The 12,547-nt window shown below is 62.7% G+C and carries 10 protein-coding genes; all 10 read left to right on the top strand.

Going from position 1 to position 12,547, the window contains the following annotated elements:
• Positions 1-7: 7 nt before the first annotated feature.
• Positions 8-1,147, top strand: a complete 1,140-nt coding sequence (gene lpxB / locus SPISAL_RS04525) for a lipid-A-disaccharide synthase (protein ID WP_016353288.1) — start codon at positions 8-10, stop codon at positions 1,145-1,147.
• The gene (gene rnhB, locus SPISAL_RS04520) at positions 1,144-1,719 is read left to right on the top strand and encodes a ribonuclease HII (RefSeq protein ID WP_016353287.1); all 576 of its coding nucleotides are present in this window, start codon (positions 1,144-1,146) and stop codon (positions 1,717-1,719) included. The genes lpxB and rnhB overlap by 4 nt, the downstream gene beginning before the upstream one ends.
• 78 nt (positions 1,720-1,797) lie before the next feature.
• The gene (gene dnaE / locus SPISAL_RS04515; protein WP_016353286.1) at positions 1,798-5,271 is read left to right on the top strand and encodes a DNA polymerase III subunit alpha; all 3,474 of its coding nucleotides are present in this window, start codon (positions 1,798-1,800) and stop codon (positions 5,269-5,271) included.
• Positions 5,272-5,343: 72 nt separating this feature from the next.
• A complete protein-coding gene (accA, locus tag SPISAL_RS04510; RefSeq protein ID WP_016353285.1) occupies positions 5,344-6,300 on the top strand; it encodes an acetyl-CoA carboxylase carboxyl transferase subunit alpha in 957 nt (318 codons plus the stop codon).
• 12 nt (positions 6,301-6,312) lie between these two features.
• The gene (gene tilS, locus SPISAL_RS04505; RefSeq protein ID WP_016353284.1) at positions 6,313-7,662 is read left to right on the top strand and encodes a tRNA lysidine(34) synthetase TilS; all 1,350 of its coding nucleotides are present in this window, start codon (positions 6,313-6,315) and stop codon (positions 7,660-7,662) included.
• Positions 7,663-7,771: 109 nt separating this feature from the next.
• The gene (locus tag SPISAL_RS04500) at positions 7,772-9,415 is read left to right on the top strand and encodes a CTP synthase (RefSeq protein ID WP_016353283.1); all 1,644 of its coding nucleotides are present in this window, start codon (positions 7,772-7,774) and stop codon (positions 9,413-9,415) included.
• Positions 9,416-9,417: 2 nt separating this feature from the next.
• Entirely contained in the window at positions 9,418-10,251 is an 834-nt protein-coding gene (gene kdsA / locus SPISAL_RS04495) for a 3-deoxy-8-phosphooctulonate synthase (RefSeq protein ID WP_016353282.1), read from the top strand.
• 13 nt (positions 10,252-10,264) lie between these two features.
• Positions 10,265-11,560, top strand: coding sequence for a phosphopyruvate hydratase (gene eno, locus SPISAL_RS04490; RefSeq protein ID WP_016353281.1), 1,296 nt, complete (start codon positions 10,265-10,267; stop codon positions 11,558-11,560).
• Positions 11,561-11,569: 9 nt separating this feature from the next.
• Entirely contained in the window at positions 11,570-11,851 is a 282-nt protein-coding gene (gene ftsB / locus SPISAL_RS04485) for a cell division protein FtsB (RefSeq protein WP_016353280.1), read from the top strand.
• Positions 11,841-12,545: a 2-C-methyl-D-erythritol 4-phosphate cytidylyltransferase gene (gene ispD / locus SPISAL_RS04480; protein WP_041389219.1), complete on the top strand. Its 705-nt coding sequence runs from the start codon at positions 11,841-11,843 to the stop codon at positions 12,543-12,545. Before ftsB ends, ispD begins: the two co-directional genes overlap by 11 nt.
• Positions 12,546-12,547 lie beyond the last annotated feature (2 nt).

Here is a 12,547-nt window from a genome sequence, read left to right as displayed (position 1 = left end):
CGCGGCTGTGAAAATCGCGGTCGTGGCAGGCGAGCCTTCCGGAGATTATCTTGGCGCTGGGCTGATCCAGTCGTTATCCAAACGCTACCCCGGTGCCTGCTTTGAGGGGATTGGCGGGCAGCGCATGACGGCTGCCGGGCTCTCCTCGTTGTTCCCGATGGATGCGTTATCGGTCATGGGGATTGGCGAGGTGCTCTCCCATCTTCCTCAGCTTTTAAGAATCCGTCGTGGGCTTGCCGAGCGCTGGCTTGATGATCCGCCGGACCTATTCATCGGTGTCGATTCGCCCGATTTCAATCTCCCGCTTGCTAAAAGATTGAAGCGCGCTGGTGTGACCACGGTGCAGTATGTGAGCCCGAGCGTTTGGGCCTGGCGATCGGGTCGGGTCAATGGTTTGAGGAAGGCCGTTGACTGCGTGCTGTGTATTTTGCCGTTCGAACCTCAATTCCTTGCTGAACATGGCATTGATGGGCGGTTTGTTGGCCATCCGCTGGCCGATGATATCCCGTTGCAGCCAGATCGTGCATCAGCCCGGGAGCGATTGGGGATAGCGGACGCCCAGACCATGGTGGCGTTGCTGCCGGGAAGTCGAGCAAGCGAGATCAAGCGGCTGATGCCGCTGTATCTGGATGTGGCAAAACGTCTGCAAGGTTTTAACCCAGGCTGTCGGTTTGTGTTGCCAGCCGCTACGCCCAGCCTTGAAGCCACAATCACACAGATGACAGAGCAGGCGACAACGCCGCCCATCCAAGTGATTGCGGGTCAGGCGCGCGAGGTACTGGCCGGCGCAGACGTCGCGCTGGTGGCGTCGGGCACGGCAACGTTTGAGGCCATGCTGGTGAGGGCACCGATGGTCATGGCCTACCGAGTGAATCCATTAACGGCCCTGGTGGTCCGATTAAGTCTTAAAACCCGTTATTTCGCGTTGCCCAATATTCTGGCGGGCCATGCGCTAATCCCGGAGTTCGTGCAAAGCGAGGCGCGCGCCGCGCCGATCGCGACGGCGCTGATTGAGATGCTTGCGAACGGCGAGACGCGGGCGGCGCTTCAGCGTCGCTTCGCGAGTCTCCATGCCAGCCTCCAGTGTGATGCAGCAGAACGAGCGGCCGAGGTGGTCAGCGAGCTTTTGGACAAGGACACGGCATGAGAGCGCCTGGGCATGCCGAGCGCGTCGCGGGTATTGACGAGGTTGGCAGAGGGCCGCTTGCCGGGCCGGTGATCGCGGCAGCGGTCGTGCTCTCGTCTGACAGTGATTGGTCTCATCTTCGGGATTCAAAACGCCTGTCGGTTAAACGCCGACATGCGTTGACAGATGAAATCAAGGCAAAGGCGAGCGCCTGGGCGATCGGTGAGGCGAGCGTTGAGGAAATCGACCAGCTGAATATCCGCCAGGCCTCGCTCCTGGCAATGAAAAGAGCCTTTGAAGGGCTCGACCCCCGCGCAGACGAGGCCCTGGTTGACGGTCAGGACCTGCCGGACCTCGCCTGTCCGGCGCAAGCAGTCATCGGAGGGGATGCAACGGTTTTATGTATTTCCGCGGCATCCATCATCGCGAAAGTGCACCGGGATGAGGCGATGCTGGGCCTGCACAAAGCCTATCCCGTGTATGGTTTTGATCAGCACATGGGGTATCCCACGGCGATGCATCGTGAACAGCTGCGCCTGCATGGCCCGTCGGATGCTCATCGCCGCTCGTTCAAACCCGTTCGCGATCTCTAGTGCAGGGGCCCTTGGGCGCCTATCATCCATGACCGGTTCCGCAGTATCCTCAGCGGGCAGGTCAGGCAAGGCGATTTCATGGCATCCGGCTTCATCCATCTCAACGTCCATACCGAATTCTCGCTGATTGACGGCACGGTGCGGGTCAAGCCCCTGATCCAGGCGGCGGTCGCGCAGGGGATGCCGGCGGTGGCCGTGACGGATCAGGGCAACCTGTTCGGGATGGTGAAGTTCTACGAGGCGGCGCTAAAGGCCGGGATCAAGCCGCTGATCGGGGCGGATCTGCGGATTGCCAGTGAAGACGGCAGCCGCCACCACATCCTCAGTTTCCTGTGCATGAATGATGCGGGCTATGGCGCGCTGACCCGGCTGATTACCGCCAGTTATCTCGACGGCCAGGCCCAGGGCGTGCCGGTGGTGGAGCGGGCCTGGCTCACTGAGGGTACGGACGGCTTAATCGTCCTGTCCGGCGGCGCCCGTGGCGATGTCGGCGAGGCGCTGCTCGCCGGTGATGAGGCGCTCGCTCGCGACCGCCTGGCCTTCTGGCAGGGCTGTCTGGGTGATCGTTACTATCTTGAACTCCAGCGGACGGGACGGCCCGGTGACGAGTCGCATGTGCATGCCGCTGTTGCACTGGCGGGCGAAGCGTCCTGTCCCGTCGTGGCCACCAATGCCGTTCGCTTTCTTGAACCGGATGACTTCGAGGCGCACGAGGCGCGCGTTTGCATTCATCAGGGTCGGATTCTGCATGACGAGCAGCGCCCGCGTGACTACGCCCAGGCGCAGCACCTGCGCAGTCCCGCTGAGATGATGGAGCTGTTCGCCGACTTGCCCGAGGCCATTGAAAACACGGTGGCGATCGCTCGGCGCTGTAATCTCTCTTTGACGCTGGATCAGAACGCGCCGCCGGATTTCCCGGTGCCAGCGGGGCGCTCGATCGAGGCGCACCTGAGGGCGGAGTCGGAAGCGGGTCTTGCGGAACGGATCGAGGCCTTGGGTACCCCCGGCGGCACGCCCGAGGCGTATCAGGAACGGCTCGATTACGAGCTGGCCGTGATCGAGCAGATGGGTTTTCCAGGCTACTTCCTCATCGTGGCCGACTTTATTCGCTGGGCGAAATCACGGGACATCCCCGTTGGACCGGGGCGTGGCTCTGGTGCCGGCTCACTCGTCGCTTATGCGCTGTCAATAACTGACTTGGATCCATTGCGTTACGATCTTCTCTTCGAGCGCTTTCTAAACCCTGAGCGTGTCTCCATGCCCGACTTTGATGTCGACTTCTGCATGGAAAAACGCGACCAGGTCATCGATTACGTGGCGGAGCGCTACGGCCGGGAGAAGGTCTCCCAGATCGCGACGCACGGGACGATGGCGGCCCGAGCCGTCGTGCGCGACGTGGGCCGTGTGCTCGGCCATGGTTATGGCTATGTCGACCGGATCGCAAAGATGATTCCCTTCGAGCTGGGGATGACGCTCGATAAGGCCCTTGCGCAGGAGGCTGATCTGCGTGAGCTGCGCGAATCAGACGAGGATGTTGCGTTCCTGCTGGATTTGGCCGGACGTCTGGAGGGGTTGTCGCGCAACGTGGGCAAGCACGCCGGCGGGGTCGTGATCGCACCCTCGGATTTAACCGATTTTGCGCCGCTGTTTTGTGAGCCTGGCGGTGCTGGGCTGGCCACACAGTTCGACAAGGACGATGTCGAGGCGATTGGTCTGGTCAAGTTCGACTTCCTTGGCCTACGGACGCTCACCATCATCGACTGGACGGTCAAGGCCGTTGCCGCCATACGCGCTGAACGCGGTGAGCCGGCGCTTGAAATTGACAAGATCCCGCTGAATGACACGAAGACCTTCGCGCAGTTGCAGGCCTGCCATACCACGGCGGTCTTTCAGCTGGAATCTCGTGGCATGAAGGATCTCATCCGGCGCCTGCAACCGGATTCGTTCGAGGACATTATCGCACTGGTGGCGTTGTTCCGGCCCGGCCCGCTGCAGTCGGGCATGGTGGAGGACTTCATTGACCGCAAGCATGGCCGCAAGCCGGTGGCCTATCCCACACCGGAGCTCCATCACGATGCGTTAAAGCCGATTCTCAAGCCCACGTACGGCGTCATCCTCTATCAGGAGCAGGTGATGCAGATTGCGCAGGCGGTGGGCGGCTACAGTCTCGGCGAGGCCGATTTGCTGCGCCGGGCCATGGGCAAGAAAAAGCCCGAAGAGATGGCCAAGCAGCGCAGTATCTTCCTGGAAGGCGCCATGAATCAGGGGCTGCGGCGCGAGCACGCCGAAGGCCTGTTCGATCTGATGGAGAAGTTCGCGGGGTACGGATTCAACAAATCCCACTCCGCGGCCTATGCCCTTTTGTCCTATCAAACGGCTTGGCTGAAGGCGCATTACCCAGCTGCGTTCATGGCGGCGGTGTTGTCCTCGGATATGGATAACACCGACAAGGTCGTGACCCTGATCGATGAATGTCGAGCGATGCGTCTCGCTGTGGATCCGCCGGATATCAATCGCTCGGACTGGATGTTCCAGGCGGCCGGGGATGAGCGGGCCATCTACGGTCTGGGGGCGGTCAAGGGAGTCGGCTATTCTGCCGTGGAGGCCATTGTCGAGGCCCGCCAAAGCAACGGTGAGTACACGGATCTCTACGATTTATGCCGACGCGTGGACTTACGCCGGGTGAATCGACGAGTGCTGGAGGCGCTGATTCGCTCGGGCAGCCTGGATACCGTGACACCCAACCGGGCCAGCGCGATGGCCATGCTCGCCTCGGCATTGCAGGCGGCCGAGCAGCAGAGCCGCAACACCGAGTTGGGTCAGGATGATTTGTTTGGCCTGGGTGATGGCGCTGCATCCAGCGCGCCGGACCACGAGGTCGAACCGGTTGCGGAGTGGGATGAGCGTGAGCGGCTGACGGCAGAGAAGGAGACCCTGGGGCTTTATCTTACCGGCCACCCGATTAGCGAGCATGAGGCAGAGCTGTCCGGGTTTATCAGCTGCCGCCTGAATGAGGCGACCGGCGGTCGTGACAAGGAACGCCGAGTCATCGTGGCCGGGCTGGTCGTGGCCGTGCGCACGCGCATTACCCAATCAGGGCGGCGTCTGGGGTTTTTGACGCTCGATGACCGCACCGCTCGACTGGAGGTGATCCTGTTTGGTGATGCCTACCAGCGCCATCGTCATCTTCTTGAAAAGGATGCGTTGGTCGTTGTCGAGGGGGATCTTGGCTATGACGAGTTCAGTGATGGCTACCGCGTGTCAGGTGAGCGGGTTTTTGACCTCGCCGGCGCACGCATGGCTTTCGCTCGGCGGCTCGTCCTGCGTGTGGATGCGGGTCAGGCGGGCAACGGGTTCGTCCCCCGGCTCCAGGAGACACTGGCGCCGTATCAAAGCGGTGAGTGCACGGTGTGTATCGACTATGAGGGGCGTGGGGCCACAGCGCGGCTGCGCCTGGGCGAGGCCTGGCGGGTGAGGCCGGATCCGGACTTGCTTGAGCGCCTGGGCCAACTCCTTCCCCCCGACCGGGTGGCGGTCGACTACCGTCGATAGGGCGATGGCCGGGGCCGGCCAGCGTGATACGATAAAACGTTGTGTGGTCAGGGAGCATCTGTCTTGGCGTCCATGGATCTGAACTTCCTTGAATTCGAGCGACCCATTGCCGAGCTCGAGGCGAAGATCGACGAATTGCGGCACGTCAGCGATGACGCGGAAGTCAGCATCAGCGACGAGCTGGTGCGGCTGCAGGCGAAAAGCCGTCAGCTGACCGAGCAGATTTTTCGCAACCTGACCCCGTGGCAGGTCTCTCAGCTTGCGCGGCATCCCCAACGGCCCTATGCCCGGGATTACATCGCGGCAATCTTTACCGAATTTGAAGAGCTTCATGGCGATCGCGCCTACGCGGACGATGCTGCTGTTATTGGCGGCGTTGCTCGACTGGACGGGCGCCCGGTCATGGTGATTGGTGAGCAGAAGGGCCGCGATACCCGCGAGAAGATCCAGCGCAATTTCGGGATGCCCCGGCCGGAGGGCTATCGCAAGGCCAAGCGGCTGATGGAGATGGCCGAGCGCTTTGGGCTGCCGATTTTTACCTTCATCGACACACCCGGCGCTTATCCGGGTGTTGGCGCTGAGGAGCGCGGTCAGAGTGAGGCCATCGCCCGTAATCTCGCCGTGATGTCGCGTCTGCGGGTCCCGGTGATCTGCACGGTCACGGGTGAGGGCGGCTCCGGGGGCGCACTCGCGATTGGCGTGGGTGACCGACTTTTGATGCTCGAATACAGTACCTACTCCGTCATTTCCCCGGAGGGCTGCGCGTCAATTCTCTGGAAGAGTGCCGACAAGGCAGCCGATGCCGCTGAGGCAATGGGGATTACCGCCACGCGCCTGAATGAACTTGAGCTGGTGGATGAGGTGATTGAAGAGCCTCTCGGTGGTGCGCATCGCGACTGGGCGCTAGCCAGCAGCCGGGTTGCTGATGCCCTGCGCCGGCAGCTGGCGGAGGTGATTGACCTTGAGACAGAAGCCCGCCTCGAGCAGCGCTATCAGCGGCTGATGAACCTCGGACACTTCCGCGAGTAAGCGGTTGTCGCCATGACACTGCCCACACCGGCGGATGTGGTTGCCAGCCTGCCTTCCGGTGTCCAGCGCCTGGTGGTCGCCTTCAGCGGCGGTCTCGACTCCACCGTGCTTCTCGATCTCGCTTGCGCGAGCGGCCGCCCTGTTTTGGCTTGCCATGTTCACCATGGATTAGCCGCGGCGGCTGATGACTGGGTGACCCACTGTGAAAGCGTCTGTCAGGCGGCGGGCGTCGATCTGCGGGTAGAGCGCGTGCACGTGGACGCCCACAAGGCGGGTGTTCAGGCAGGCGCGCGTGCCGCGCGTTATGCCGCGCTGGCTGACTCGCTGCAGGCGGGGGATGCGCTGCTGACCGCGCATCACGCGGAGGATCAGGCTGAAACGGTGCTCTTGCGCCTTTTACGTGGAACGGGTGTGGATGGCCTCGGGGCGATGTCGCCTTGCCAGTCGTTCGGTGTGGGTTCGTTGATACGCCCGCTACTCGCGTATCGCCGCGCCGAGTTGGCGGCTTACGCCGAAGCCAGGGGGCTACGCTGGGTGGATGACCCCGGTAACGCATCGCTTCGCTACGATCGCGTGCGTGTGCGCCAGCATCTTTTGCCAACGCTTGAGTCGGAATGGCCAGGCGCGGTTCATGCCCTCAATGCGCTTGCGCACGACGCGCGTGCGGATCGCGAGGCCCGGGGCCTATTACTCGCACCACGGCTGGAAGCCGCGTTGCTCGAGCAAGACGGCCCGATGCGCGTGTCCTGTCTTGCAGCCGAACCGCCGGTTATTCAGTGTCTGATGCTGCGGGAGTGGCTCAGATCCGGCGGAATTCGGCCGCCCGGCCGACGTCGGCTTGAGGCATCTATTGCCGCGTTTGTCCGCGCAGCACCGGACCGAGCGCCGGAGATGAGCTGGCCAGAGGGACGCGTGGCCCGCTTTGGCGATCAGTTGTATCGTCTGCCGGTTGGTTGGCCGTCTGTACCAGACAACGAAGTCGTGAAGGGACCTGAGCCGCGAACCTGGCCAGGGCTGGGAACGCTGTCGTGGAGGCCGGATGCGGGCCAAGCAGGCCTGGTGCCGACCTGGCTGGATGCAGGGGTAACCGCGCGCGTTATGCGCCCCGGCGATCGACTGCAGATCCCCGGGCGTCCGCGCCGGGCGCTTAAGTCGCTGTTCCGTGAGGCCAACATGCCCCCCTGGTGGCGGCTGCATTTGCCGATCCTGGTGGATGCAGCTGACGAGCCGCTAGCGGTACCAGGTATCGGCGTTGATGCCCGCGCAGCAGCGTCAGGCAACGCGGTCGCACTCGCGCCCGTCTGGGCGCCAGCCGAGCGGCCCGACGCCCCGGATTGGCATTATTTCCAGAGGGAGCCTTAAACCGCCGCGGGCCGTTTTCATTGTGCCCCCTCGCGGGTTCTGCTACCTTTTCAACCCGTCCTGCGGGGGCCTCCCGCCGCCGCAATCCGCCAGCAGGCCGACGGGAACAATGACTCGATTTATCTTCATCACCGGCGGTGTCGTGTCCTCTCTGGGCAAGGGCATTGCGGCCGCCTCATTGGGCAGCATCCTTCAGGCGCGGGGACTCGAGGTGACCATGGTCAAGCTCGATCCCTACATCAATGTCGACCCGGGCACCATGAGCCCTTTCCAGCACGGCGAGGTGTACGTCACTCACGATGGTGCGGAAACCGATCTTGATCTCGGACATTACGAGCGCTTCGTGCGCATGCGGGCGAGCCAGGACAACAACTACACCACAGGGCGTATCTACGAGAGTGTCATCCGCAAGGAGCGCCGTGGTGACTATCTGGGCGGCACTGTTCAGGTCATTCCGCATATCACCGATGAGATCAAGTCGTGCATTGAGCGGGGCGCAGGCAGTGCCGATATTGCGCTGATCGAGATCGGTGGCACGGTCGGTGATATCGAATCCCTTCCGTTTCTGGAGGCGATTCGGCAGATGGGCACGGAACTCGGCCGAGACCGCTGCCTGTTTATTCACCTCACGCTGCTGCCGTGGGTAGGGGCTGCCGGGGAGATGAAGACCAAGCCCACACAACACTCCGTCAAGGAGCTGCGCTCCATCGGCATCCAGCCCGATATCCTGGTTTGCCGTGCCACGATGCCGATTCCGGCGGAGGAGCGACGCAAAATCGCGCTCTTTACCAACGTCGAATCGCGGGCGGTTATTTCGGCGCTGGATGTCGATAACATCTATAAAGTCCCCGCCATGCTGCATGACCAGGCGCTCGACAACATCGTCGCCGAGAAGCTGGGTCTGGAGCTTCCGCCCGCCAGCCTGTCGGACTGGGATCATGTCGTGGAGGCCATGGAGGCACCGCAGGGCGAGGTGACCGTGGCGATGGTCGGCAAGTATGTTGATCTGGCTGACGCCTACATGTCCCTGAATGAGGCGCTTCGCCACGCGGGCATTCAGCAGCGCCAGCGGGTGTCGATTCGCTATATCGATTCCGAGGCGATCGAGCGGGATGGCACCTCGCTGCTGAACGACGTCGACGCCATCCTGGTGCCCGGCGGCTTTGGTGAGCGGGGTATCGAGGGCAAGATCGCCGCCGCCGGCTATGCCCGACGCGAGGGCGTGCCTTATTTGGGTATTTGCCTTGGGATGCAGGTGGCGGTGATCGAATATGCCCGTCACGTGGCGGGGCTCGAAGGGGCGCATAGCACAGAGTTTGTCACGCATCCGCGGCATCCGGTCATTGGCCTGATCACCGAGTGGATGAACGCCGAGGGATTACGCGAGTATCGGGATGCCGAATCCGATTTGGGCGGAACCATGCGGCTCGGCGGACAGGCCTGTGATCTGGTCCGTGGCACGCGCTATCACCAGATCTATGGCAAGGACCGGATTGTCGAGCGTCACCGCCATCGCTACGAATTCAATAATGGCTATGAATCAGCGCTCGCTGACGCCGGACTGGTGATTTCGGGTTGGTCGAGTCACGGCCATCTCGCCGAGGCCGTTGAGCTGCCGGATCACCCTTGGTTCCTGGCCTGTCAGTTCCACCCGGAGTTCACCTCAACGCCCCGGGACGGGCATCCGCTGTTCGGCAGCTTTGTGGATGCCGCTCGGGCCCATCGCGCCGAGCAGGCGGAGGCATCCGGGTGAGCGTGCACGTCGCTGGGCGGCCCGTGGGTCTGGATCAGCCCCTGTTTTTGATCGCCGGGCCCTGTGTGGTGGAGTCTTCCGCGCTCACCCTCGAGATCGCGGGCAGCCTGGCGGAGATGGCACAGGCCCGGAATATCGGCTTTATCTTCAAGGCATCCTACGACAAGGCCAATCGCTCTTCGGCCGGGAGTTATCGGGGGCCTGGGATAGAGGCGGGGCTGCGTGCGTTGGAGACCGTACGCTCAGCGCTGCAAGTGCCGGTGCTCACCGACGTCCACGAGGCCTCGCCCCTCGATGAGGTGGCTGCTGTCGTTGACTGGCTTCAAACGCCGGCGTTTCTCTGCCGTCAGACCGATTTTATCCAGGCGGTTGCGAGTTGCGGCCTACCCGTAAACATTAAAAAAGGCCAGTTTCTTGCCCCATGGGACATGCGCCATGTGGTGGACAAGGCCCGCGCCACGGGCAATTCGCAGGTCACCGTATGTGAGCGGGGCGTGTCGTTCGGGTATAACAACTTGGTCTCGGATATGCGCGGGCTGGCGGTGATGCGCGAGACGGGTGCACCGGTGGTGTTCGACGCAACCCATTCCGTGCAGTTACCGGGTGGGCAGGGGCACGCCTCGGGCGGGCAGCGCGAGCATGTACCGGTACTGGCCCGAGCCGCGGTTGCGGCCGGGGTCAGCGGGCTCTTTATGGAAACCCATCCGCGGCCTGCTGAGGCGCTCTCTGATGGCCCGAATAGCTGGCCACTCGATCAACTCGCCGATCTGCTTGATACGCTGATCGAGCTCGATGCCGTGGTGAAGCGCCACGGCTTTGCCGAAACGGCACTCTAACAGGAGGCAATTTATGCCAACGATTAGCCGCATCCATGCCCGGGAAATCCTTGATTCACGGGGTAATCCCACTCTTGAAGCCGACGTTACGCTGAGTGATGGCAGCTTTGGGCGGGCGGCTGTGCCATCGGGCGCGTCGACCGGCGCCCGCGAAGCGGTGGAGCTGCGGGATGGCGAGGCCGATCGCTACCTCGGCAAGGGCGTTCAGCAGGCCGTTGCCAACGTCAACGGAGAGATTCAGGCCGCGCTCAGTGGCATGGAGGCGACCGCTCAGCGCGCCGTCGACGAACGACTGATCGAGCTGGATGGCACGCCCAACAAGAGCCGGCTTGGCGCCAATGCCCTGCTGGGCGCCTCACTGGCCGTGGCGCAGGCGTCGGCCAATGCGGCAGGGCAGATGCTCTACCGCTACCTGGCACCGAATGCAGCGCCCGTCCTCCCGGTGCCGATGATGAATATCCTCAATGGCGGCGCGCATGCCAGCAACAGTGTGGATATCCAGGAATTCATGGTGATGCCAGTGGGCTTTGAGCGCTTCAGTGATGCGTTGCGATGCGGCACTGAGATCTTTCATGCGCTCAAGAAGGTTCTCGGGGCACGAGGCTTGTCCACCGCCGTTGGCGATGAAGGCGGGTTCGCGCCGGATTTACCGTCCAATGAGGCGGCCATCGAGGTGATCCTCGAGGCGATCACAGCAGCAGGTTATGAGCCGGGTCGAGAGGTCTGGCTGGCGCTGGATGCGGCCAGCTCGGAGTTTTACGAAAACGGGGAATACTATCTGGCCTCGGAGGACCGGCGGTTCAATGCCGAGGGGTTCGCCGAGGTGCTGGCGGACTGGGCCAACCGTTATCCCATTCTCTCCATCGAGGATGGCATGGCGGAGGACGACTGGATGGGCTGGGCGGCGCTGACGCAACGAATCAGTGAGGGCGTTCAGCTTGTTGGCGATGATCTGTTCGTTACCAACACCGAGATTTTCCGCCAGGGCATAGAGCAGAGTATCGGTAATTCGATTTTGATTAAATTCAATCAGATCGGAACGTTAACTGAGACTTTGGATGCGATCGCAATGGCAGACGAAGCGGGCTATTCCGCGGTGGTTTCGCACCGCTCGGGGGAGACCGAGGATACGATCATTGCCGATTTGGCGGTCGCCAGTACAGCGACCCAAATCAAGACGGGGTCGCTGTGTCGGTCCGACCGGGTCGCAAAATACAACCAGCTGTTGCGCATTGAGGAAGCCCTCGGCGATGGCGCCCGGTATGCCGGCAGCCAGGCATTTCCGAATCTCAAGCGGCTGGGTGCCTAGGAACGCGGCATGCGGATCGTCGCAGCCCTTCTGCTCCTGGTGTTGTTCCTGTTGCAGTCGCGTCTGTGGCTCGGGGATGGCTCGATTCCGGAGGTTTGGCGACTCCAGCACGCCGTTAAAGAGCAGGCGTCGCAGAACGAAGCCCTGGACGAGCGCAATCGCGCATTGGCGGCTGACGTTGCCGATCTGCGTCAGGGCCAGGAGGCCATCGAAGAGCGAGCCCGTCGGGAGCTTGGCATGGTCGGTGCTGACGAGCAGTTTTACCTGGTGATCGAGCCTGATGAGCGCTAGTCCACTGTGGGGCGTGATTGCGGCGGCGGGCGCAGGGCTGCGCGCCGGTGACGAAATCCCGAAGCAGTATCATGTGGTCGCGGGGCGCTCGGTTCTGGCCTGGTCGCTGGATGCCTTACTGGCCGTTCCCGGGATGAGTGGTGTGATGCTGGCGGTGGCCGCTGAAGATACCCGTGCAACGACGCTGCCCGCGGCGGAAGACAGCCGCGTGCATTTTTGTTCTGGCGGGGCGGAGCGCGCGGCCAGTGTGCGCTCCGCGCTGCGCGCCCTGGCAGCGATTGGGGCAGGCGATGAGGACTGGGTGCTGGTCCACGATGCGGCCCGGCCTGCAGTGGCGGTGTCAGACATTGAGCGTCTGGTCGACGCGGTTGGTGATGAGCCGGATGGCGGGCTGCTTGCCTGCCCTGTGCGCGATACGCTCAAACGCGCTGATGCCAATGGGGCTGTCGCCGAGACCGCTGCGCGCGAGGGCTTATGGCAAGCGATGACGCCGCAACTCTTTCCATTGGGTCGCTTGCGCGACGCCCTGGATGCCGCAGATGACCGTGTAACCGATGAAGCCGGTGCCATGGAGCGCATGGGTGCGCGGCCCATCCTGGTTGCCGCGAGCCTGTCAAACATCAAATACACCTATCCCGAAGATGCGCCATTGTTGGCGCGATGGATGATTAGCACGGGCGGTGAGGGCGCGTGAAT

It is taken from the genome of Spiribacter salinus M19-40, from assembly GCF_000319575.2.
In the GTDB taxonomy this organism is placed as follows: Bacteria; Pseudomonadota; Gammaproteobacteria; order Nitrococcales; family Nitrococcaceae; genus Spiribacter; species Spiribacter salinus.
Note: the sequence above shows the minus strand (reverse complement) of the source record. Positions and strands in the feature narration are given on the sequence as shown.